Consider the following 23,331-nt stretch of genomic DNA (forward strand, 5'->3'; position numbering starts at 1 on the left):
TAGCCAGGCTAATTACAGAGTGGCCAGGCGGCAATTACGCCTGACCTGTTCCTTTCTTGCGAAAAGAGAGGTAGCCAAACACCCCGCTATCTCCATCCGAGGGATGGTTAACCCCGTCCATCACCGTCACTTCAGGGAAATCGAACGGTGAGACGTTATCAAAGCAGGCCACATTCACGCCATATTCGTTTGGATTAGAACGCCGCTGATGGAACGTGTAAATTCCGCACACCGAGCAGAAAAAGTGCCGTGCCGTTCCCGTATTGAAGCGGTACTCCGTGAGCTTATCCTCACCTTTGGTCACGGTAATCCCTGACAGCGGCGCAGAGACGACGACCGCCCCCCGCATGCGACAAAAGGAACAACTGCAGCGCCGCGCGGTATTCAGGCCATCCGTTAGCGCAACGGTAAAGGCCACCGCGCCACAATGGCACTGCGCATGACGAATATCAGCCATGGCTAGATCCCCTTCCTCACCAGGTCAGCAGCCTTGACGAAAACCTCATCTTCTACACCATCGCCTTTCTGCCTGCCGAGCCTGACCAGCTCATCAACAATGCTGTCGCGATCGATTGGTTTCTGGGCAGAAACCAGCCCAATAACGGCCGCCCCAATCGCCAGCCCCACTAATCCTGTTTGTTCGTCTTTGTTCTTCATACTCATGCTCCTGATACAACAAACAAGCGTAGCATGATTTTAAAAGCGCGGGGTTAGCCCGTATTTTGGCGCTTTGATATTTGCTGCCCAAATTTTGATATCGTTTTGCAGGAGAATAGTGAAATCAGATTTCAGATGCGTCACCATGCCATTGACGCTTTCCGCATCCACCACTGAAAAATGTTCAATTCTGTTCTTTCCTATTTGAACACAATTATATTTGGCGGGCAGCACTTTACCATTCACATTAAGCGGCAGGTTATTCTCACCACAGCGGCCTTCCGTAATATATGACACCAGCAAATTAGCGGATTTTTTCCCAGGCTGGGATACGCTCACCATGACGGGAAAACCTTCTGAGGTCTGCGTCATATCGTAAAGCACCGCATTTTTCATATACCAGGTATTATATTCCCGCTCCTGAAAAGCGGACCAGGCAGGTGCAGAATAAAGCACCAGCGCTGCCAGCGTAATAGAGACTATTTTCATGGGATGTTGTCGTCCGTGTAGTTGCACGTATTATTCAGATTGTGCAAAAAACAGCAACAACTTAAGAATAGTCCTACTACTATTGGCAGTGATGGAGGATTTATTCACGACGCGCTATCCGAATGACCGTTCTTATCAACGTAGTGCTGGCATCTGAAAAACTCAGGTTAACTTGATGTCAAAACGGCCATAAAGAAGAAACAGGCGAGAAATGGTAAACCGCCGCCATCACGGCGATGCTAACGACAATGCTTAAGAAAAAGTAGGTTTTAAACGGCTGCTTTTGTGTTTTATGGCGAAAGAGCTGTTGGCCCACAATCGCGCCAGGCCAGCCGCCCGTTACGCCAAATACCAGCAGCGTGGCTTCCGGAACCCTGCGCATGCCTTTCCGCGCCGCTATTTTATCGGCGCCATACATGACCAACGTCAGCATATTGATCAGCAGAAACCACATAGCCAAAGGGCTCGAGGTAAAAAGACTGCCGATCGCAGCAAAGAGCAGGAGTAAATAACAAACGCGATTGAGGGTCATAGTACTGGCCAGAGAAGTGTTGAGCGGTTTTCGACGCCGCATTATACGCTACTTATGAATGTATCGGGCGGGAATTGCTGACAACGGGACAAAGTCACTCCACCCTCACTTTAACCTTTGGCTTCGATAACAGAATTTTTATCAACTCCTTAAAAGGAACGGGTTTGTAGAAGAAGTAGCCCTGTAAAAACGTGATGTTATTGCGCATGAGGTAATCAAGCTGTTCCTGGGTTTCAACCCCTTCCGCCACAATACGGATTGACAGTTTTTTTGCCAGTTCCAGTACCGAATCCAGGATCAGGGTGGAATCCTCATTCTCATTAACCCTGGCAACAAAGCTTTGGTCGATTTTGATGTAATCAATGTGCAGGTCCTGCAGGTAGGACAGGCCGGAATATCCCGTTCCAAAATCATCCAGGGCAATGGCAAACCCTATTTCATGTAGCGCATTCAGGGTCTTAACGAGATGTTCATCTACGTGGAGAGGTTCACGCTCGGTCACCTCCACAACGAGATTAAGATCCTGTTGAACAAAGCTGCGCTTGTAATTCAGACACTCTTCAAAAAAGGTAGAGGCAACGATATGAGACGCACTGAAGTTAATCCCGACATGAAATCCTTCCGGCAGCAGCGTAGAAATAGCATTCATCTGCGTTGCAACCTGACGCATTAAGCTTTGGGTTAGTGGAATTATTAGCCCTGTTTTCTCAGCAAGAGGAATAAATGACGAGGGAGAAATAAACCCGGATTGCGGATGCTTCCATCTTGCCAGCACCTCTACACCGCGCAAGGTGCCCTCTTTTCCGCTCACGACGGGCTGGTAATAGGGAATAATTTCATTTCTGTAGATGGCGGTACGCAGCGATTCTTCCGGTGAAATATCCTTAGACAGATATCGCTGCAGAAGATAAGCAGAAAGAGAGGAAACGAGCAGTAGAAATAACACCACTCCACCGGCCTGGTCGAATAATCGCGTCAGGCTAAAAAGAGGCGGAGCGTTAAATTGAATCGCGAAGGCATAATCAGCGGCTTTTACCGTCAGAACATCGTTGTTTGAATGGGCTGCCGTCAAGACATCGCCTGATTGGCCTAAACGACGATTGCCGACCAGCAGCGAATACGCCACGCCACGTAGTGGCATATTCAGCGCATCCCGGATATGGCTGTCGCTGATGCTCACCATGATTCGGCTGCCGGCATGATTTGTCTGGTATAAGAGAACCGGCAGGCCGTTGACCGTACTTTTCGATGGAACAAGTAGCAATGGCGCTTCAGGCAGCGCTGAGCCGTTAACCAACAACACGCGGTTTCCCGGCAAGGAGGAGCACCATACCACATCTTTTTTCAGAATAACGATCGTTCTCAGATGGGGTTGTAATGCCGCTTCAGTGCCGAGCCGATACTGTCCTTCAGCATCACACTCATTCTCAGCAAGCCGCATTGCAACCTGGGTCGCATGATGCGCTTCTGTAAGAATAACGTGCATATTCCTGACGACGTAGTGCGCCCCGGCAAGGCTGTCAGCCCGCGCCGAGTACCAGACCTGGATATTGATGATAAAAACGCCCAGCACAAAAATTGCCGTGGCTGCAGCTATGGAGATAGGTGCATGGCGCATTCAGGGTTCTCGACTCGAGTGACGTTGCCGCTTCGGTGATGCTGAAGTGATTGAATTATCTTCGCCTTAAGCATGGTTGATAAAGAAAGAAATACCATGTCCGCCGTCAGAAATTTTCCCCAAACCAGGCTCCGTCTTTGCACCTTCTCAAATGGGTAAATAAAAAGGCCGCCGAACGGCAGCCCTGGTTGTTAAGTGCTTATCAGTATTGCTTTATTGTCTTGACCGGCTTTCTTTCTGACCAGTCAGGCCGCTCGCCAGCCATGATTGCACGCTGTTGTGATGGCGTCACAGACTGCGTTATTTCAGGCATCGACTTGTATTCAGGTTGCTTAGGTGGGTTGAGAACCAGATCGGAGCTACAGCCTGACAGCAGCAAAACCGCCAGTAGAGATGTATTAAGCTTGAACACGCTAACCCCTTCCAATGGGATAAAAGTTACAGAAAATGCGTGGTGCCGATAGCATCCCGATGACTCGTTACTGATTATAACGTCACGCGCCGGGCTGCAGGCAGCAGATTCACCACACAGATACCCCCATAAGAATATATTTACACAACCAATGCATGCAACCCTTTGTATTCCAGCCAGCCTGTGTTCAAAAGTAGAAGTAAAGCCGATTACGCTTCAAATATCGAGGGAGTTTATGCTAAAACCGCTATTATGTTTCTTATGGTCAAGGGTTGAGAAGGGATTTCAATGGTTAAGGTTGAGGAATTAAAAATGAAGTACCCAGGCGCAGCGGCCTGGCAAATGGGTGACAGCCCGGAACTGGCGAACGCGCTTGCGGACCTGATTAAAAAAGGGCTCAAAACGGCCACCTGCGGATCTTTTGCCTCGTACTCGCAGGATGTCTCTGCTCCACGGATAGGAAGCTACAACATAATCCTTGATGGTCAGAATGTCCCGGTCTGTGTGATCCGGCTGGTTTCCATGCGACTGGTGCGTTTTTGCGATGTTAATGAGGAATTCGCTCGCAAAGAGGGTGAAGGTGATTTAAGCCTTGAATACTGGCGGAAAGAGCATCAGCGATTTTTCTTCCGCGAAGGCCATTTTTCTGAAGATATGGAACTGATCGCAGAAGAATTTGAATTGGTTGAGGTGCTGTAAGCTGAGATAAAGTGGCAGTGATGTGTCGCTTAATTAAGCAGGCTTACTCATGTTAAGCTCGTACACAACGCATTCCGTATCGTAATGCCGCTCTATGGCTTTATAAGACATACCTAACCTTTTCATTACACGCTGCGATGCGATATTTTCTGGATCGGCCACGGCCACCAGATAAGATGCTCCCACCCGTTCTACAGCGTAATCAACGATCGCTTTCGCTGCCTCTGTAGCATAGCCTTTGCCATTGTGTTCAGGCACGAGGCGCCAGCCAATCTCTAATGGTGCCCCCTCCACGTTCGCCAGGTGCTGGAGGCATGCCGCACCAACGATCGCACCAGTAGATTTCTCTCTGATAGCCCACCACGAGAAGTGATACTTATCCCAGCGAGCCTGCACCTTTCTGATGTCCTCCCAGGTTTCTTCGGGCGTTTTAACGATACCCTTATTGATATAGCGCATCACCTCAGCATCACTATCCATTACCCTTAAGCCTTCATAATGTGAATCATTAAAGGGTTCCAGGATTAAGCGGACCGTTTCTATATTCATCTTAAATTCCTCTTACATTAAGCCAGTGCCTTCATTGAACTCGTCCCGATAAAACACCATGACGCCGGAGGTAGCTTATTGGAATCGTTTTAATCTAGTAGAATTCAACTTTCGTATGTGCTGTCATTGAAACTGGTTTCGGTGCCGGATTACCTGCGTTCTGTACTGTGGCATTACATATTTCAGGCACAAGCATTTCGTTATAATGACAAGAGCTGGTTGCTGTATACCCCTCCGAGAAAACTGATGAGTTTATTAGTTTATAATCAAGAGGCTTTCTTTTTTTATCAACATAAGATATTTCATTTTTAGACATAACGCTTTCTGAACTATAAAATTCAGAGCGCGTCAAATTATCGTCTTCATCATAAAAATGTTCAGATATTTTTTTGCCTAAAAAATAGGTGTCTTTAATTAATCCATTCGGGTAAAGAGTGTAACGCAACTCGTCACCATTTTCATTTTCACTCAAAATGTGACATTTTTCATCAAGTTGTATTGAGAAAGGCTTGCCATCTCTATGGCCAATAAGACTTCCATTTGTATATTTTAGAATGGTTTCATGCCCAGAAGAAACATTATCAAGGTTTAAGCTATCAACACAACCATTTTTATTCAGTCTGATGGAGATTTTATAAGTGATTTTTCCATTCTCCTCAACATCAGTATCTAAGGATTTAACAGCCCCCTTAACTGGATTGAAATCAAACCTAGTCGATAAGTTATAAAGTAGAGGTATGTAGTAATTTTCTGCAAAAGCCATACTTGAAAATAAGAAAGTACAAAGGAAAAGAGTAGAAGTTTTTATCATTTTTAAATCTAAGCTCAAGTTACCCTCAAATTAAGTAAGCTCATTACAGCATGCTTACTGCTAATCTTCAACATTGATACTGGCGGAGATGATTGCGCCACAACTGCGCCGTTTGCCGTAAAGTCGCTATCGTATCCAAACGTCTGAACGCTACCCTTTATCACGTATCGGCGCCAGATTTCACGCAACAGTAAAACGTGCTGGCATTCGCCGCCGGAATCCGTACCATACGCGGCATACAATTTTTGCCCCTGCTGGCTCCGAAGGTATTACTCAATGCAACAGAATCAAGAGATTAACAAAAAAGAGCAATACAACCTGAATAAACTGCAAAAGCGACTGCGCCGTAACGTGGGCGAAGCCATTGCAGACTTCAACATGATTGAAGAAGGCGACCGCATCATGGTTTGCCTGTCAGGGGGTAAAGACAGCTACACCATGCTGGAGATCCTGCGTAATCTTCAGCAAAGCGCGCCGGTGAATTTTTCCCTGGTGGCGGTCAACCTTGACCAGAAACAGCCGGGCTTCCCGGAGCACATTCTGCCGGAATACCTCGAAAATCTGGGCGTTGAGTACAAAATCGTCGAAGAAAATACCTACGGTATTGTGAAAGAGAAAATTCCTGAAGGGAAAACCACCTGCTCTCTGTGCTCTCGTCTGCGCCGCGGTATTCTGTATCGCACCGCGACCGAGCTGGGCGCGACCAAAATTGCCCTGGGCCATCACCGCGACGATATCCTGCAAACGCTGTTCCTCAATATGTTCTACGGCGGCAAGATGAAAGGTATGCCGCCTAAGCTGATGAGTGATGACGGTAAACATATTGTGATCCGCCCGCTTGCCTACTGCCGTGAAAAAGACATTGAGCGTTTCTCTCAGGCGAAAGGGTTCCCGATCATTCCATGTAACCTCTGCGGCTCTCAGCCGAACCTGCAGCGTCAGGTGATTGGCGACATGCTGCGCGACTGGGATAAGCGCTATCCGGGTCGTATCGAAACCATGTTCAGCGCCATGCAGAACGTCGTCCCTTCCCATCTCGCGGATGTGGAACTGTTCGACTTTAAAGGCATCAATCACGAGTCAGAAGTCGTGAACGGCGGCGATCTGGCATTTGACCGGGAAGAGATCCCGATGCAGCCAGCAGGCTGGCAGCCGGAAGACGATGACAATCAATTTGAAGCGTTGCGTCTGAACGTGCTTGAAGTGAAGTAAGCGGTTAGCGTCTCAGAAACGCCTTCTGAGACGCTTCATGCTTTATTTCAGCAGACGTACGCGGCAGGTTTTACCCTTAATTTTCCCGTTTTGCAGCTGCTTCCATGCCTTATGGGCAACCGCCTGGCGAACCGCGACGTAGACATGCGCCGGATGGACAGCAATCTTACCGATATCCGCCCCGTCCAGCCCCACATCCCCGGTCAGTGCACCGAGTACATCACCAGGACGCATCTTGGCTTTTTTACCGCCATCAATGCACAGGGTCGCCATTTCGGCCTCCAGCGGCACAATGCTGACGCCGGCTGGGGGATTCATCCAGTTCAGCTTAATCTGCAGCATCTCAGAGAGAATATTGGCGCGCTGCGCCTCTTCAGGTGCGCAGAAGCTGATCGCCAGACCGCTGTTTCCTGCGCGCGCGGTGCGGCCAATACGGTGCACGTGTACTTCTGGATCCCACGCCAGCTCAAAGTTCACCACCAGCTCAAGCGATTTGATATCCAGACCGCGCGCAGCGACGTCGGTCGCCACCAGCACGCGGGCGCTGCCGTTCGCGAAACGGACCAGCGTCTGATCGCGATCGCGCTGTTCAAGATCGCCATGCAGCGACAGTGCGCTCTGCCCGGCGGCATTCAGAGCATCACAAACCGACTGACAGTCTTTTTTGGTGTTACAGAACACCACGCAGGAGGCAGGCTGATGCTGGCTCAGTAATTTCTGCAGGAGCGGGATCTTCCCCTGCTGCGAGGTTTCAAAGAACTGCTGTTCGATGGCCGGCAGCGCATCTACGCTGTCGATTTCAATGGTAAGAGGATTTTTCTGCACGCGCCCGCTGATGGCGGCGATAGCCTCCGGCCAGGTTGCGGAGAACAGAAGCGTCTGGCGATCGGCCGGTGCGAAACGGATCACTTCGTCAATGGCCTCGCTGAAGCCCATATCCAGCATCCGATCGGCCTCATCCATCACCAGCGTTTGTAGCGCATCCAGCGAGACCGTGCCTTTTTGCAGGTGATCGAGCAGGCGCCCCGGCGTCGCGACAATAATGTGCGGCGCATGCTGAAGCGAATCACGCTGGGCACCGAACGGCTGCCCGCCGCAGAGGGTTAAAATCTTGGTGTTTGGCAGGAAACGTGCCAGGCGACGCAGTTCACCCGCAACCTGGTCTGCCAGCTCGCGGGTCGGACACAGCACCAAAGACTGGGTCTGAAAAAGCGCCGCATCGATATGCTGCAACAGGCCAAGGCCAAAGGCCGCCGTTTTCCCACTGCCCGTTTTCGCCTGCACGCGCACGTCACGGCCCTCAAGAATGGCGGGTAAGGCGGCCGCCTGAACAGGCGTCATCGTGAGGTATCCCAACTCGTTGAGGTTAGCGAGTTGGGCATCGGGCAGAACATTCAGGGTAGAAAAAGCGGTCACAATTGTCTCTCGTGGTGATCTTTGCGGTCAGATGGCGCGTATCCTCGCAGATCTCGCGGTCCGATGCGACAATTTAATCGGTTCTTCATCGGGCGGCGGGTCGGGCATCGGCTGGGGACGCGGGATGGGATCGGGCATAGGTACCGGATCGCTGGGGATAGGATCGGATTGACGCGATTGTGGCAGTAGCAGAGCGTTAAGGATGCTCATCATTCCCTCCATAATTTGCTGTCATCCCTTTTAGGGTAGACGCTCAGAATCAGGAGGCAAAAAAAAGCCGACTATGAAGTCGGCGTCGTACGAATCAATTGTGCTATGCAGTAATTCAAAAAAGGAAGTAAGACAATATGGAGCGCAACGCCCATCGCTTGACGTTGCATTCACCTGCGGGAGTAATATTGCACCTTACGGGGTAGAGGTTTATTGACTTCGCTCAATTAAAAGAGCGTTTTAATCCCGGAAAAAGATGAGAAAAGCGTAAATTTACAGCCATTTACTACGATGCAACCACCATGCAACACCCCCAATCAAAACAACTAACATCACGCAAAACGCCGTAAAACCGTAGCGATAAGCGCCACCCGGAATTCCGCCCAGGTTGACGCCAAACAACCCGGTCAGAAACGTGCTCGGTAAAAACACCATCGCCATCAGGGACATCGTATAGGTTCTTCGCGCCAGCGACTCCTGCATCACCTGCGCGATTTCGTCCGCCATCACCGCCGTTCTGGCAATACAGGAATCAATTTCATCCAGCCCGCGGCCCAGCCTGTCGGCAATATCCTGCATTCTGCGCCGATGGTCGTCGTTCATCCAGGCGAGCCTTTCGCTGGCCAGCCGCGCATACACGTCGCGCTGCGGCGTCATGTAGCGGCGCATAACAATCAGCTGCTTGCGCAATAAGGCCAGAAAACCGCGCGGCGGGATCTGCTGATCGAGCAGGTTATCTTCCAGGTCGATGATTTTGTCGTGCAGCTCTTCAATAAACTCACTGGCGTGATCGGTAAGCGCGTCACAGACGTCCACCAGCCAGCTGCCGCAGTCGATCGGCCCTGTGCCCTCTTTCAGATCGTTGACGATGTCATCCAGCGCCAGGACCTTACGCTGTCGGGTGGAGACAATCAGCCCATCGTCCATATAGACCCGCATCGCCACCAGCTGATCCGGACGTTCATCCGTGCTGCCGTTAATACAGCGGAGGGTAATCAGCGTCCCGTCACCCATGCGGCTTACGCGGGGCCGCAGGCTTTCACCCGCCAGCGCATCGCGCACGTTATTGGGCAAGAGCGGGGTCGACGCCAGCCAGTCAGCGCTGTCCGGATGGGTATAGTTCAGATGCAGCCAGCAGGGATGCGCACTGTCGATCACATCATTATCTTCCAGCGGTCGAGCACCGCCGCGGCCGTCCAGCACCCACGCAAAAACTGCGTCAGGAACGTTAAGTTCAGATCCTTTAATGCTTTCCACAGCACCTCCACCTTTTTAACTCTTTCGGTGTCAGTCTAGCTTTCATGAGGGGTTAAGCAACAACTATGTATTCCATCGCGCTGAAATCGCTCGGGAATTGAGCTGGGTGGGCAGATGTATGAAAAAAGCCTGGCATGCCAGGCTTCGTGTCGCTTTCAGAGAGAGTGTTCTGGCTGCTGGAGGAAGGAGGGTGAGCAGGTCGGTAATGGGGACGAAGACCCGTGATCCAATCTGAAATTCCGCGTGCGGGCCTGGAGTTCAATCACCTGATTGCGCAGTACATCCGAGGAGCCGTTGAGTTCCTCCGCCATCGCCACGTTGCTTTGCGTGACCCGCTCCAGCTCCGATAGCGCCAGCGTGATCTGGGAAATACCTTTCTCCTGCTCAGACGTCGACGCGGAGATTTCATCCATTAAGCGACTGACGTTTCCCGAGCCCGTCACGATTTCATGCATATTCTTCTCTGCCTGCGACACCACGGTCGCGCCCTGCGTGACGTTACTGCTGGTGACTTCAATCAGCGCTTTGATATTCTTCGCGGCCTCTGCGCTGCGGTGCGCCAGGTTTCTGACCTCTTCCGCAACGACAGAAAAACCTTTTCCATGGTCGCCCGCTCTTGCCGCCTCAACGGCCGCGTTGAGCGCCAGAATATTGGTCTGGAACGCAATGCCGTCAATCAGCGAAATGATCTCCGTCATCTGCTGGGCGCATTCGGTTATGGACTGCATATTGTTGGCAACCTGCCCCATCAGCTCCCCGCCCTTACGCGCCTGCAGCGTCGCCATATTCGCCTGTTCACTCGCCAGGCGGGTGTTATCGGCGTTATTTTTAGTGCTCGCCGCCATTTGCTCCATGCTGGCTGCGGTTTGCACTAAAGACGCGGACTGCTGTTCGGTTTTTACCGAGAGCTGAGCGCTACGTGTCGAGAGCTGATCCGATAAGGTCATGGCGGTTTGCGATGACGCCCTGATCTCACGCACCAGCGTCGCAATGTTGCCGGACAGGCTGTTGATCCCGGGAATGAGTCGCCCCGCACAGTTATTGCCAAACTCCGGGATAGAAACCCCCAGGTTGCCGGCAGTCACCTCTTCAATACTTTTCTTCACCGTATTGATCGGCGTCACAAGATACCGGGTCATATAGACCCAAAGCAAAAATAGCGCAACGAAATTGATAGCGTTAAGGGAAATAAAGAGAGAGGGCTTGCTGGAAATTAGAACAACGACACCTGCGTTTACCAAAAATAGCGATAAAAGGAACCCGATAATAAAGGTTCGGACACTAATATTTCTTAGCATGATGATACCCACATTTTATATTTTGGTCGGCATCTAGACTTATAGCATTGGCACAAACGTTTTTCCTCGGAAACTTCACGGGTTTGTTGTTTCGCCGTTAGCAACCTGGGATTTAGCTTAAGTCAGATGAAAAAAGCGTATTAGTGAAAATGTTCTTCGCAGCATGCTGTGATACTGGTCTGCCGCCACGTTAAGCGATACCATCCGCTGCGGCGAACCGATACAATCGCCGTTATATTTAAGGAGCTTTGCTACTTTTATTCGCTCTTGTTTAGCAATGCTTAATACGTTAACAATGAGAATATATTTTATATTCTTAATGCGATGTAGAGTATTAATATGACTGGTCACGCTTCACGATAAATAACTAATATTGTTTGAATGCGCATGTTCGTTGCCAGATTAAGATGTGCCCGGCAGGCGAAATCGGTAACCCTCTCAGGCGTGGGATTGCATAATGCTCAATATATCGTGGGACCCTGTGTTAATCGCTATCTCTTATCTGGTGGCCTTTATCGCCTCCTTTGTGGCGCTGGACAGTGCCGGAAAGATTCCCCTTTCCAGCCGAAAGGCTGCCCTGTTCTGGCGCATTGCCGGGGGTATGACGCTGGGGATCGGCATCTGGTCGATGCACTTTATCGGCATGCTGTCGATGCAGATGCCGATGATGATGCGCTATGACCTCTGGTTAACCCTTGCGTCTCTGGGCGTCGCGATTATTGCGTCGACCACGGCCCTTGATATTGCCGTCGCGGGAAAAAAACGTTCTTCGTTTCGACCGATCGTTGCCACGGCTATCCTGAGCGCAGGCGTGGTATCTATGCACTATATCGGTATGGCTGCCCTGATGCTGGATGGCAGCATTATCTGGGATCGCCGTATTGTGGGGTTGTCGGTGGTCATTGCCGTGGTGGCGTCCGGCACGGCGCTGTGGCTGGCTTTCCGCCTGCGAGACAAAGGGGTTTTTATCGAGCGCCTTCTCGCCGCCCTGGTCATGGGCGCCGCCATTTGTGCGATGCACTATACCGGCATGAGCGCTGCGCATTACCCGGAAATGTCGCATACCCTCCCCGGCGGGATCGGCGAGCTGGGGTTATCCATCTGGGTTTCTGTCACCACGCTCTGCCTGCTTGGCGTGATGTTAATTATTTCCCTTATCGATTCTCACCGTCGCACCGGCCGGCTGACGGATAATCTTCGACAACTCAATCGGCAGCTTGAGCTCCAGGCGCGCTTTGATGCGCTCACCGGACTCGCGAATCGCCATCAGATGGATCTCCGCATGCAGGACTGCCTGCGCAGCGCGTTGCTGAGCAACAGGCAATTTGCCGTTATTTTCCTGAACGTCGATCACTTCAAACGCGTCAACGATACCTGGGGTCACAGCGTCGGCGATGAGTTATTGATCACCGTCGCACAGCGCATCACTTCCCGGCTCTCGCGTGAGATGACCCTGGCAAGGCTGGGAGGAGACGCTTTTATCCTGCTGGTGCCGGAATGTGACGACGACAAACTCAACGCCCTGCTCGCGTCGCTGCTCGAGGATGTGCGACGTCCTCTTTCGATCTGTGGTCATACGCTTAACACGACAATGAGTGCGGGCGTCAGCCTCTATCCTCAGGATGGCGAAACGCTGCATGAACTGAAACTCAAAGCAGATGCAGCCCTGCATCACGTCAAAGACGACGGCCGCAACGGCTGGGCGCGTTACAGAACCGAGATGTCGACAGCAATCCCGGCAAAACCCGGTTTTCTTCAGGAGCTCTCTCAGGCGCTTGAGCGCGATCAGTTTGAACTGTGGTACCAGCCAACCTGGTATGCGCAAGAGAAGACTATCCATGGTTTTGAAGCCCTGTTGCGCTGGCGGCACCCTGAGCAAGGCGTTGTGCTGCCTGGTCTGTTTATCCCCTCGCTGGAGCAAACCGGCTTAATTATTCCGGTGGGCAACTGGGCCATTGAAGCGGCATGTCGACAGCTGCATTTCTGGACTGAACAAGGGTTCAGCCAGTGGACGTTATCGCTCAACTTATCCCCCGTCCAGTTCGAGCAGCCAGACATTTTCCACATCGTATCGTCGATGCTGGAAAAATATAACTTGTCCCCGTCCAGGCTGATCCTTGAGGTCACGGAGAGCACCGCGCTGAAAAATCTCGACCGCAGCATTGAGTTGCTCAACGCTTTTAATCATGCGGGGATCACCGTCTCGATTGATGATTTTGGTACGGGCTACTCCAACCTGCTGATGCTGAGCGTGCTGCCGGCAAAAGAGCTCAAGATTGACAAAAGCTTTGTAACGTCGATGCTGGAAAATGAAAAAACCTACAAGCTGGTTGAAACCATCATGAGTATCGCCCGCACCATGGAGATGAACGTGGTGGCAGAAGGGATTGAAACGGAAGAACAGCAGGCGGTTCTCACCCGTCTCGGCTGCGACTACCTGCAGGGTTACCTCTTCTCCCGCCCCTTACCTGCCGAACAGGTGCCGTGGTTGCTTCTGCAGATAAACTCAGAAAGGCAAATTATCCCCCTTAATAAAATTCAAACGGACGCCGCATTTATTTCACAAAAAAACCATGCCTGACGGGGTTTAGTAGAGTATGTTTCAAAGCAGAACACACGAGTCACGTCTGTCATGATTGTCAGGCGTATTAAGCCGATGAACAGGAAATGCCTATGTCGCAAAACGGTTTTGAAGCGCTGAACGTTATTAAAACACCCGTGTGGCTTATTTCACCCGTTTCGGAAGAGATCGTTTTTGCGAACGTGGTCGCAACGCAGCTTATGGGAGATAAGACGCTCGATCAGCTGCGTAAAGGCATCTATTCCGCGAATGCACAAGCTCTCCTGTCGATGTATGTACCTGAACTGAAAACCGAGCAGGAGATCGTCGAAATCTGGACAATAAGAAGCCGGGATGGGCAGGATACGCCGTTAAGCTGTCGTCTCTCGCTTGCCCGTTACGCCCCCTGGGGAGATGTGATTGTCTTCGAGGGGATCGCCCAACATATCCTCTCAGGACTGAAGGCCAGCCGCTCCGCAACCTACCGGCGAAAAAAACAGGGGTTTTACGCCCGTTTTTTTCAGACCAACAGCGCGCCGATGCTGTTAATCGATCCTGCCCGCGATGGTCAGATTGTTGATGCCAACCTGGCTGCGCTCAATTTTTACGGTTACTCGCATGATGGTATGTGCAGCAAGCATACCTGGGAAATCAATACCCTGGGGCGAGACGTGATGCCCATTATGACTGCGATTGCCGCGCTGCCCGGCGGCCATAAGCCGCTCAACTTTGTTCACCGCCTTGCCGATGGTTCCACCCGCCATGTTCAGACGTATGCCGGACCCATTGAGATCTACGGTGACAAGCTGATGCTGTGCATCATCCACGATATCACCGAGCAAAAAAGACTGGAGCAAGAGCTGGAACATGCCGCGTTACGTGACTCCATGACCGGGTTACTCAACCGACGCCAGTTCTACGCGATTACCGACCCCAACAATCTCAATAATCGACCTGCCCAGCAGCAGTTTAGCCTGCTGCTGGTTGACACCGATCACTTCAAAAACATCAACGACCTGTTTGGTCATTTGAAGGGCGATGAGGTGCTTATTGCCCTCTCCCGAACGCTGGAAGCCTGTAGTCGGGAGAACGACATGGTGTTCCGCTGGGGGGGCGAAGAGTTCGTCATCCTGCTGCCGCATACCTCTCTCGACACCGCGTTGCAGATTGCCGAGTCGATCCGTGCAGCCGTTGCCCGCATTACGATTCCGGGCTTACCACGGTTTACCGTCAGCATTGGCGTGGCGCGACATAACCCGGGGGAGACGATTGATGAGCTGTTTAAGCGTGTAGACGATGCGCTGTATCGCGCTAAAAATGATGGGCGCAATAAAGTCCTTGCAGCATGAAACTGGAGTATACGGGAAAGCCCCGCTACAATGCCTGCCTCGAATAAATTAACGTCAGGTGGGTAAAATCTGCAATGGGCAAAACAGAAATAATACTCACCTTAATTATTTTGCTCCTTATTATATTTGGCTTCTGGTTTATTTTTAGCGGGGAAATCTGGTATCTCGTCGAGTTTCTCGAAAATAGTCTTTACCCGACCTTCGACGCCCCTTAACGCACGTTTAATATCGTGTTTCACCTACCGAATTTGTCAGGTATCTGCCAGCCTGACGGCCGCGTAAGATACGCGTCGTTATCCTCCAACTACGTTGATAACGAATCACTTATTCACTTGCTTATGTTGCCCGTGTTCTGACGGGCTTTTTTATTTCCGGCATTTCAGCCACGCCAGGCTATATCTTAATCATCTTTAATGACAAGGGAGAGGAATGATGAGCAAGAAGATCCTGATGCTGGTTGGCGATTACGCCGAAGATTACGAAACCATGGTGCCTTTTCAGGCGTTACAGATGGTTGGTCATCAGGTGGATGCCGTCTGCCCCGACAAACCGAAGGGCGACTACATCATAACGGCAATCCATGATTTCGACGGCGCCCAGACCTATAGCGAAAAACCCGGTCACCGCTTTACCCTCAACGCCGACTTTTCCGCCGTAAAGGAGCAGGACTACGACGCGCTGCTCATCCCCGGCGGGAGAGCGCCCGAGTATCTGCGGCTAAATGAGGATGTGTTAAAGCTGGTACAGGCGTTTGACGCCGCGCGCAAACCGATTGCAGCGGTGTGCCATGGCCCGCAGCTGCTTGCCGCCGCGGGCATCCTGAAAGGCCGTACCTGTAGCGCCTACCCGGCGTGTGCACCTGAGGTCCGTCTCGCGGGGGGACACTACGCCACGATCGGCATCGATCAGGCACATGTCGACGGCAACCTGGTGACGGCTCCCGCGTGGCCCGCCCATCCGCAGTGGCTGGCGAAGTTTAATGCGTTGTTAGAATAATACGTCCCGGTCTCATCGCTGCCGGAAAGCACAGCGCGGTATCATCCATGGTAAAACTGGCGCTCACGTGCGCCAGTTCGCATTAACCATCAGTGCTTCTCAATATACATCGTCCGGCTATACGCCACGTCTTCAGGGTTATTAATCGGATACCCTTTCACCCACGGCTTAATAAGACGACCGTTGGTGTACTGGTAAATAGGCGCGATCGGCGCTTTCTCCATGAGGATTTTCTCCGCCATGTTGTAGTCCGTATTACGCGCTTTCGCCGTGGTTTCGAGCGTCGCCTGGTGGATAATTTTATCGTAAGCCGGGTCGTTGAAACGCGAGATATTGCCGCTGTGGGTAGAGGTCAGCAGGGACAGGAAGGTCGAGGGCTCGTTGTAATCCCCCACCCATGACGCGCGGATCACATCAAAATTGCCGGTGTTGCGGCTGTCGATGTAGGTTTTCCACTCCTGATTTTGCAGCTTGACATCCACACCGAGGTTTTTCTTCCACATGGACGCCACCGCAATGGCGATTTTCTGGTGGTTTTCCGACGTGTTGTACAGCAGGTTCAGCTTCAGCGGACGCTGAGGGCCGTAGCCTGCGGCCTGGAGCAAGGTTTTGGCCTGAGCGTTCAGCTCCTGCTGGGACATCTGCTCAAACGGTGAAGGTTCAGGCGTGAAGCCCGCCGTCACGTCAGGGGTGAAATGCCAGGCCGGTTTCTCGCCGGTACCCAGTACCTTATCCGCCATAATGCGGCGATCGATAGTCATGCTCAGCGCAAGACGGACCCTGGCATCGGCGGTCGGGCCCTTTTGTGTGTTAAACGCGTAGTAATAGGTCCCGAGCTGAGGCGGCGTATACACCTGGCCAGGAATATCCTTCAGGAGCTTCTGATACATGTTTTTCGGGAACGATTCGGTAATATCGATATCCCCTGCCAGATAGCGTTTCGTGGCGGACGATTCCTGATTAATCGGAATAAAGGTCACTTTTTGCAGGACAGTTTTCGCATTGTCCCAGTAGTGGGTGTTCGGCACGACAACCAGTTTTTCATTCACCACGCGCGCGTTCAGAACGTAGGCCCCGTTACCGACCAGCGCTCCCGGACGCGTCCACTCTTTCCCGCTTTCAACATTGGCTTTTTGCACCGGATAGAAGGCGAAGTTTGCCGTTAGGTTGCTAAACCACGGTAGCGGTTTATCCAGCTGGACGCGCAACGTTCTGGCATCCACCGCCGTCACGCCCAGGGTATCTGGCGCCGCTTTACCATCAATAATGGCCTGCGCGTTGCTGATGCCTGCCAGCGCCGCAAACCAGGCAAACGGAGAGGTCGTTTTCGGATCAACCAGACGCTGCCAGCTGTAGACAAAATCCTGCGCGGTAACCGGCGTACCGTCAGACCATTTTGCGTTATCGCGCAGGGTGAACGTCCAGATTCGGTTATCGTTGCTCTGCCAGCGCGTCGCCACGCCCGGAGTCAGTTCCCCTTTCTCATTCTGATTTACCAGCCCTTCGAAAAGATCGCGAATCACCTGAATCTCTGGCAACCCCACCGCTTTTGCGGGATCGAGCGAAGCCGGTTCGTCTTTAATGTGTCTGACCAGCTCCTGTTTTTGCGCCAGCACCGTGCCCTGTGGCACATCAGCAGCGTATGAGAGTGAAGAGAGTCCGCACAGGCACAGTGCGGCAAAAAGACGCGAAACAGGATGCTTCATAAGATCCCCTTTAAAAAATTCAGGTAAAAAGCAGATGCGTAATTATTTGTTTCGACAGTAAGAAATGCAAACAACTTACGCCTGAATAGTGATTTAAGGCAATTCTCAGCCGTTAAGGAAACTATTTGATTAACAGCGGCTTTTGCACAACACTGCCTGTAGAGACTTCGTTATCAGGATATCGTATGGCAATCACCCGACCCCGCGCGGAACGCGGCGCCTTCCCTCCGGGCGCTGAACAATATGGCCGCTCATTTTTAGGCGCATCGCTGATCTGGTTCCCGGCCCCCGATGCCGATCGCGACAGCGGTTTGGTTATTGCCGGCACGCACGGAGATGAGAACTCGTCTGTCGTCACGCTCTCGTGCGCGCTGCGGACGCTGACCCCGGCATTGCGACGTCACCACGTGATTCTTGCCGTGAATCCGGACGGCTGTCAGCTTGGATTACGGGCGAATGCGCGAGGAATCGACCTGAACCGTAATTTCCCTGCAGCAAACTGGCGCGCCGGAGAAACGGTTTATCGCTGGAACAGCTCCGCCGAGGAGCGGGACGTGGTGCTGCTCACGGGCGATAAACCCGGATCGGAGCCGGAAACGCAGGCGCTGTGCCAGCTTATCCATAAGATCCACCCCGCCTGGGTTGTCTCCTTCCACGATCCGCTGGCCTGCATTGAAGATCCGCGCCACTCTGACCTGGGCGCATGGCTGGCCCAGGCGTTCGACCTGCCGCTCGTCACCAGCGTGGGCTATGAAACACCCGGTTCATTCGGCAGCTGGTGCGCCGACTTGAGCCTGCCCTGCATCACCGCTGAGTTCCCGGCGATCTCCTCCGACGAAGCCAGCGAAAAATACTTAAAGGCAATGATGGATCTGTTGCGCTGGCAGCCTCAGAGGTGAAGTACGCCGCTTGTAAAATTAAGCGCCGGTGAAACGTCAACGGCCAGCCACGTCGGGCCATCCAGATCGGCGAAACGGACCTGATTGACCAGCGGCAGCGCCGCACCGATCGCCCGCGAGGTGCAAAGCATGCATCCCAGCATCAGGGCGAACCCCTGCGCCCGGGCGTCCGCCGCCAGGGCCAGGGCTTCAGTCAGTCCGCCAGTCTTGTCGAGTTTGATATTGACCATGTCATAGCTGCCCTTAAGCGCGCTCAAATTCTCACGGGTATGACAGCTTTCATCCGCACAGACGGGCAACGGATGGATAAAATTCTTCAGCGCCGCATCCTCTTTTGCCGGCAGAGGCTGCTCCAGCATCGCCACGCCCAGATCGGCCAGCAGCTGGCATCGCGCGGCCAGCCCTTCGGGATGCCACGACTCGTTGGCGTCAACAATGAGCGTGGCTGACGGCACCGCCGAGCGAATGGCGACCATCCTCTCGCTGATCAGACGATCGTCGAGCTTCACTTTTAACAGCGTGGCCCCGGCGTCATAGAGCGCTTTCGCACTGGCGGCCATCTGCTCGGGCTCCCCAATCACGACCGTTTGCGCGGTCACGACGGACTCCGGCACGACCACGCCCAGCAATGACGTCAGCGATTTTTGCTGCTTAGCGGCTTCAAGGCTCCAGAGCGCACAGTCGATGGCGTTGCGCGCCGCCCCGGCGGATAAGCGCTGCTGTAACGCCTCGCGCGTGAGGCCTTTTTGCAGGTCAGGTACCAGGGTCATGATCTGCGCCATCACGGATGCCAGACTTTCCCCATAGCGCGGGTAAGGCGTACATTCCCCGACGCCTTTAAACCCCTCTTCTTCGATTTCGACCACGACCACGCTGGCTTCACTTCGGCTGCCGCGAGAGATCACAAACGGGGTATGCAATGGCCAGGCTTCTTCATAGACCTTAACGCTTCTCATCACTGACTCCTTGCGGCCCGGAAAGGCGAAAAATTTGGTTTGCCGTGTTATCTGCTGATGGCATACACTAGCCACGACGTTAACTATATGTAAACAGGAAGATATCTATGTCACAACTCGTTCATTTCCAGGGCAACCCGGTTGCTGTAGCAGGTTCCATTCCGCAGGCTGGCAGCAAAGCGCAGGCTTTTACTCTGGTGGCTAAAGATCTGTCTGACGTCACACTGGCTCAGTTTGCGGGCAAACGCAAAGTACTGAACATTTTCCCAAGCATTGATACCGGCGTTTGTGCCGCATCCGTGCGTAAATTCAACCAGCTGGCGACTGAAATGGACAACACCGTGGTGCTGTGCATTTCCGCTGACCTGCCGTTTGCCCAGTCCCGTTTCTGCGGTGCCGAAGGCCTGAGCAACGTTATCACCCTTTCCACCCTGCGCAGCGCTGATTTCCTCGAGAACTACGGCGTCAGCATCGCGGAAGGCCCACTGAAGGGTCTGGCAGCACGTGCTGTACTGGTTCTTGATGAAAACGACACTGTCGTTTTCAGCGAACTGGTTAACGAAATCACCACCGAGCCGGACTACACTGCCGCGCTGGACGTGCTGAAAGCATAATAAGTCCTTAGCATTCTATACAACTTATTCTCAACCTCGCCACGGCGGGGTTTTTTATTAGAAAATAGCTGAATCGTTAAAGCTAAAATATTCATCGATCACAAAAATCATGCAATAAAGACAGCAACACGTAACATCCACGTGATCATTAACGCATTCTAATTGTTAAAATCACCTAATTTTAACCTCAGTGAAGCCCATCACATTTCCCTTTTTGTCTAAACATTAGATTTGCTTACGAAAGTAAATAATCGTTTCAGCAAAAAGGATAAAATATGAAGATCAAATTCGCTTTTACGCTCCTGGCGGTCCTGGTTTCTGGCCATGCCGCGGCTAAAACCTGGGTGCTGACAAGTGCTGAAAGCAGCGTAGAGAAAGGAAACTGGAAGATTTCCAGTGATGAGCTGAAAGTTAAAGATCAGACGTTCAGCATTGAGCAAAAAGTCTTGCACGGCGGCAAGCAGGAAGGCAGTAAAGTCATCATTATTAGCAGTAAAGATGGCCTGACGATTACCCTGAGCCCGACACGCGGCATGAACCTTCTACACGTTGAAGGGTTTGGCACCCGACTGGGGTGGGATTCCCCTGTCAAAGAGGTCGTGAATCCGGCTTATATCAACCTTGAGAGCCGCAACGGTCTCGGCTGGCTGGATGGTTTCAACGAGATGATGGTGCGCTGTGGCTACGAGTGGACAGGTCACCCTGTCACGGCGGACGGGCAAATTTACACCCTGCATGGCAGGGCCGGGAATACCCCGGTATCACAGGTGGAAGTTGAGGTGGCGGATGCCGCCCCGCATGAGATCCGCGTTCGGGGTTTGATCAAAGAGAGCACGTTCAAAAAAGTGGATCTGCAGACCATGACCGAACTGCGCTACGTTCCCGGAACCAACCAGTTCAGCCTGCATGATGTTCTGACCAACCATGCCGATTACCCTCACGATTACCAAATCATCTATCACAGCAACTTCGGGACGCCGATCCTCGAAGAAGGCGCACGTTTCCTTGCGCCAGCGGCGAGCGTGAGCCCATTCAATGACTACGCCAAAGCGGGCGTTAACGACTGGCAAACCTATGCCGGGCCGACAAAAGGCTTTGATGAGATGGTCTTTAACATTCAGCCGCTCGCCGACAACAACCACGAAACGCTCGCGGCGGTGGTCAATAAAGCCGGAGATAAAGGCGCATCCATCCAGTTTGATACGCGCCAGCTGCCCGTGCTGACCTTATGGAAAAACACCGATACGCTGAAGCAGGGTTATGTCACGGGCATCGAACCGGGTACCAGCTACGCCTACCCCGTGACGATTGAACGCCAACAGAAGCGGGTTAAGCAGCTGCAGCCTGGCGCCAGCGCGCAGTTTGATCTGACCTATACCCTGCTCCACAGCCCGCAGCAGGTGAAAGAGGTTGAAAGCAGGATTGCGTCGATTCAGGGCGAGACAAAAACAGACATCGTTAACACGCCGCTGGCGAAGGAATAAATCTAAAGTGAAAAGTAAAAAGCCTCTTTGCAGAGGCTTTTTTGTTATTCGTCACCTTTCTTATGATTCAAACCATACTCACGTAGCTTATTGGCGATCGCGGTGTGCGAGACGCCCAGGCGTTTTGCCAGTTTGCGGGTGCTGGGATAGCTGCGGTACAGCTGCGTCAGCACAGAACGCTCGAAACGGCTGGTGATGTCATCAAGCGACCCTTCCATCGCCTCTTCCCCTACCGATACCGTTCCGGCGTCGTAATCCGGCAACAGGATATCCTGCGGGCGCAGCTCATACCCTTCAAGCTGGGTCAGCGCACGATATACGGCGTTTTTGAGCTGACGAATGTTCCCCGGCCAGCCGTAGCGCATAAGCACCGTGCCCAGATCGGCAGACAGCTTCGGACGAGGAACCCCCTGCTCATCGGCAAAGCGGGCGACGAACAGCTCCGTAAGCGGCATGATGTCCTGCGGGCAATCGCGCAGCGGCGGAATGTTCAGCGTCAGGACGTTAAGGCGGTAATAGAGATCCTCGCGGAAGATCCCCTTTTGCACCAGTTCCACCAGGTTCTTCTGGGTGGCGCAAATGACGCGCACGTCCACATGCACTTCGTGATCCTCACCAACGCGGCGGAACGTGCCGTCGTTCAGGAAACGCAGCAGCTTAGCCTGCATACGCGGCGACATTTCGCCGATCTCGTCTAGCAGTACGGAGCCGCCGTTAGCCTGCTCGAAGAACCCTTTCTTGCCCTCCGGCGCGTGACCAAACAGCTCGCTTTCAACGGCATCTTCCGGGATAGAGGCACAGTTAAGTGCCAGATAAGGCTTAGCCGCACGCGGGCTCGCCAGATGCACGGCGTGAGCCAGCAGGTCTTTCCCGGTGCCGGTATCGCCGGTAATCAGCAGCGGCGCGGTCAGGCTTGCGAGCTTACGCGCCTGATCAACCACATGACGCATTTTCGGGCTGACGGCAATAATCTGGCTGAATGCGCCAACGTCCTGACTGGAGAGGTTTTGCAGCTGACGACCCATGCGTAGCGTCGAGCGCAGCATGATCACCGCCCCGGTCAACACGCGAGTATTCCCTTCCCCTTTCAGATAGACCGGCGTGATCTCCATCAGGAAATTCTGCCCGTTAATCACCACATGCTCGCTGTGCGTGTTCTGCGGATTGCTGTCCAGCCAGCGCTGGAAGTTAAAACCGGGGATCAGCTGCGCGGCGTTATGATTGCTGAGCTTCTCCTGGCTCTGCGCGAAAAGCTGGCAGCTCGCGTGGTTAACGCGCTCAACTTTGCTTTTCAAATCCAGAGAGAGGAACGGTTCAGGCATGGCTTCCAGCAGCGCGCTCAGCGCCAGGTGCTCACGCTCGGACGGCATCCAGGGAATGGTGCGTACATCCGTAACGCCAGCGATACGGCGGATTTCCGCCATCAGGCTGCTGAAGGTATTAAATTCAATTTCGGCAAAATTGAGGTAAATTCGCCCGACAGGATCGATCTCAATGCCACGTAAATCAATGCTACGTAAAACAAGAAGATCGAGTAATTCGCGGGTCAGACCGAGACGGTCTTCACAGAAGACTTCAAGACGCATGGGAAATTCACCGTTTTAAGC

General features: G+C 52.6%; 24 protein-coding genes and 1 pseudogene. 10 read left to right on the forward strand and 15 right to left on the reverse strand.

Features of this window, described 5'->3' with window-relative positions; translation table 11 throughout:
• Positions 1–34: 34 nt before the first annotated feature.
• The 6 genes from ACHH0Z_RS06560 to ACHH0Z_RS06585 all read right to left on the reverse strand — a co-directional run bounded on the left by ACHH0Z_RS06560 (position 35) and on the right by ACHH0Z_RS06585 (position 3,708).
• The gene (locus ACHH0Z_RS06560; RefSeq protein ID WP_008501278.1) at positions 35–457 is read right to left on the reverse strand and encodes a GFA family protein; all 423 of its coding nucleotides are present in this window, start codon (positions 455–457) and stop codon (positions 35–37) included.
• A gap of 2 nt (positions 458–459) precedes the next feature.
• Positions 460–657, reverse strand: coding sequence for a hypothetical protein (locus ACHH0Z_RS06565; protein WP_008501277.1), 198 nt, complete (start codon positions 655–657; stop codon positions 460–462).
• 39 nt (positions 658–696) lie between these two features.
• On the reverse strand, positions 697–1,146 hold the full coding sequence (locus tag ACHH0Z_RS06570) for a hypothetical protein (protein ID WP_023292282.1): 450 nt from the start codon (positions 1,144–1,146) through the stop codon (positions 697–699).
• 178 nt (positions 1,147–1,324) lie between these two features.
• Positions 1,325–1,678: a DUF1294 domain-containing protein gene (locus ACHH0Z_RS06575; RefSeq protein ID WP_032676794.1), complete on the reverse strand. Its 354-nt coding sequence runs from the start codon at positions 1,676–1,678 to the stop codon at positions 1,325–1,327.
• 94 nt (positions 1,679–1,772) lie between these two features.
• Entirely contained in the window at positions 1,773–3,296 is a 1,524-nt protein-coding gene (locus ACHH0Z_RS06580) for a cyclic diguanylate phosphodiesterase (protein WP_023292280.1), read from the reverse strand.
• Positions 3,297–3,498: 202 nt separating this feature from the next.
• Positions 3,499–3,708, reverse strand: a complete 210-nt coding sequence (locus ACHH0Z_RS06585; protein ID WP_127913783.1) for a hypothetical protein — start codon at positions 3,706–3,708, stop codon at positions 3,499–3,501.
• A 288-nt stretch (positions 3,709–3,996) separates the two neighbouring features.
• Between ACHH0Z_RS06585 and ACHH0Z_RS06590 the strand changes: the two genes are divergently transcribed.
• Positions 3,997–4,407, forward strand: coding sequence for an ASCH domain-containing protein (locus ACHH0Z_RS06590; protein ID WP_032663431.1), 411 nt, complete (start codon positions 3,997–3,999; stop codon positions 4,405–4,407).
• A 33-nt stretch (positions 4,408–4,440) separates the two neighbouring features.
• Here the strand turns inward: ACHH0Z_RS06590 and ACHH0Z_RS06595 are convergent, their stop codons facing one another.
• Together ACHH0Z_RS06595 and ACHH0Z_RS06600 are read right to left on the reverse strand one after the other, a co-directional pair.
• Positions 4,441–4,956 (reverse strand): GNAT family N-acetyltransferase, encoded by a 516-nt coding sequence (locus ACHH0Z_RS06595; protein WP_045410343.1) that lies wholly within the window; start codon positions 4,954–4,956, stop codon positions 4,441–4,443.
• Positions 4,957–5,050: 94 nt separating this feature from the next.
• Entirely contained in the window at positions 5,051–5,785 is a 735-nt protein-coding gene (locus ACHH0Z_RS06600) for a YnfC family lipoprotein (protein WP_023292277.1), read from the reverse strand.
• 133 nt (positions 5,786–5,918) lie between these two features.
• On the opposite strand from ACHH0Z_RS06600, the pseudogene ACHH0Z_RS06605 reads away from it, so the two are divergent.
• Together ACHH0Z_RS06605 and ttcA are read left to right on the forward strand one after the other, a co-directional pair.
• Positions 5,919–6,008, forward strand: a pseudogene (locus ACHH0Z_RS06605) (hypothetical protein); the annotation flags it as partial.
• Positions 6,009–6,043: 35 nt separating this feature from the next.
• The gene (gene ttcA, locus ACHH0Z_RS06610; protein WP_008501267.1) at positions 6,044–6,979 is read left to right on the forward strand and encodes a tRNA 2-thiocytidine(32) synthetase TtcA; all 936 of its coding nucleotides are present in this window, start codon (positions 6,044–6,046) and stop codon (positions 6,977–6,979) included.
• A gap of 42 nt (positions 6,980–7,021) precedes the next feature.
• On the opposite strand, the gene dbpA is transcribed toward ttcA, so the two are convergent.
• The 4 genes from dbpA to ACHH0Z_RS06630 form a co-directional block, all read right to left on the reverse strand.
• The gene (dbpA, locus tag ACHH0Z_RS06615) at positions 7,022–8,395 is read right to left on the reverse strand and encodes an ATP-dependent RNA helicase DbpA (protein ID WP_045410346.1); all 1,374 of its coding nucleotides are present in this window, start codon (positions 8,393–8,395) and stop codon (positions 7,022–7,024) included.
• Positions 8,396–8,422: 27 nt separating this feature from the next.
• On the reverse strand, positions 8,423–8,587 hold the full coding sequence (locus ACHH0Z_RS06620; protein WP_304665500.1) for a hypothetical protein: 165 nt from the start codon (positions 8,585–8,587) through the stop codon (positions 8,423–8,425).
• A gap of 291 nt (positions 8,588–8,878) precedes the next feature.
• Positions 8,879–9,862: a zinc transporter ZntB gene (gene zntB / locus ACHH0Z_RS06625; RefSeq protein ID WP_023292275.1), complete on the reverse strand. Its 984-nt coding sequence runs from the start codon at positions 9,860–9,862 to the stop codon at positions 8,879–8,881.
• 155 nt (positions 9,863–10,017) lie between these two features.
• On the reverse strand, positions 10,018–11,160 hold the full coding sequence (locus ACHH0Z_RS06630) for a methyl-accepting chemotaxis protein (protein ID WP_065365757.1): 1,143 nt from the start codon (positions 11,158–11,160) through the stop codon (positions 10,018–10,020).
• Positions 11,161–11,617: 457 nt separating this feature from the next.
• Between ACHH0Z_RS06630 and ACHH0Z_RS06635 the strand changes: the two genes are divergently transcribed.
• The 4 genes from ACHH0Z_RS06635 (at position 11,618) to ACHH0Z_RS06650 (ending at position 16,065) form a co-directional block, all read left to right on the forward strand.
• Complete coding sequence (locus ACHH0Z_RS06635) at positions 11,618–13,741, forward strand: bifunctional diguanylate cyclase/phosphodiesterase (RefSeq protein ID WP_008501262.1); 2,124 nt, start codon at positions 11,618–11,620, stop codon at positions 13,739–13,741.
• 92 nt (positions 13,742–13,833) lie between these two features.
• Positions 13,834–15,069 (forward strand): sensor domain-containing diguanylate cyclase, encoded by a 1,236-nt coding sequence (locus tag ACHH0Z_RS06640; RefSeq protein WP_045410348.1) that lies wholly within the window; start codon positions 13,834–13,836, stop codon positions 15,067–15,069.
• A gap of 74 nt (positions 15,070–15,143) precedes the next feature.
• Complete coding sequence (locus ACHH0Z_RS06645; protein WP_021240268.1) at positions 15,144–15,284, forward strand: Ecr family regulatory small membrane protein; 141 nt, start codon at positions 15,144–15,146, stop codon at positions 15,282–15,284.
• 217 nt (positions 15,285–15,501) lie between these two features.
• Positions 15,502–16,065: a DJ-1/PfpI family protein gene (locus tag ACHH0Z_RS06650; protein WP_008501260.1), complete on the forward strand. Its 564-nt coding sequence runs from the start codon at positions 15,502–15,504 to the stop codon at positions 16,063–16,065.
• Positions 16,066–16,154: 89 nt separating this feature from the next.
• Here ACHH0Z_RS06650 and ACHH0Z_RS06655 read toward each other — a convergent pair whose 3' ends face one another.
• On the reverse strand, positions 16,155–17,771 hold the full coding sequence (locus ACHH0Z_RS06655) for an ABC transporter substrate-binding protein (protein WP_021240270.1): 1,617 nt from the start codon (positions 17,769–17,771) through the stop codon (positions 16,155–16,157).
• A gap of 185 nt (positions 17,772–17,956) precedes the next feature.
• Between ACHH0Z_RS06655 and mpaA the strand changes: the two genes are divergently transcribed.
• Positions 17,957–18,670, forward strand: a complete 714-nt coding sequence (gene mpaA, locus ACHH0Z_RS06660; RefSeq protein WP_045410350.1) for a murein tripeptide amidase MpaA — start codon at positions 17,957–17,959, stop codon at positions 18,668–18,670.
• Here mpaA and ycjG read toward each other — a convergent pair.
• Positions 18,661–19,626, reverse strand: a complete 966-nt coding sequence (gene ycjG, locus ACHH0Z_RS06665; protein WP_039266506.1) for an L-Ala-D/L-Glu epimerase — start codon at positions 19,624–19,626, stop codon at positions 18,661–18,663. The two genes, mpaA and ycjG, sit on opposite strands and share 10 nt — an antisense overlap.
• A gap of 107 nt (positions 19,627–19,733) precedes the next feature.
• Here ycjG and tpx point away from each other — a divergent pair, with 107 nt between their 5' ends.
• Entirely contained in the window at positions 19,734–20,240 is a 507-nt protein-coding gene (gene tpx / locus ACHH0Z_RS06670) for a thiol peroxidase (RefSeq protein WP_008501256.1), read from the forward strand.
• A gap of 275 nt (positions 20,241–20,515) precedes the next feature.
• Positions 20,516–21,724: an aldose 1-epimerase family protein gene (locus tag ACHH0Z_RS06675; protein WP_045410353.1), complete on the forward strand. Its 1,209-nt coding sequence runs from the start codon at positions 20,516–20,518 to the stop codon at positions 21,722–21,724.
• 44 nt (positions 21,725–21,768) lie between these two features.
• Here the strand turns inward: ACHH0Z_RS06675 and tyrR are convergent, their stop codons facing one another.
• Positions 21,769–23,310, reverse strand: coding sequence for a transcriptional regulator TyrR (gene tyrR / locus ACHH0Z_RS06680; protein ID WP_032652110.1), 1,542 nt, complete (start codon positions 23,308–23,310; stop codon positions 21,769–21,771).
• Positions 23,311–23,331: the final 21 nt, after the last annotated feature.

The organism is Enterobacter cloacae complex sp. 2024EL-00227 (genome assembly GCF_043945315.1).
GTDB lineage: Bacteria > Pseudomonadota > Gammaproteobacteria > Enterobacterales > Enterobacteriaceae > Enterobacter > Enterobacter roggenkampii.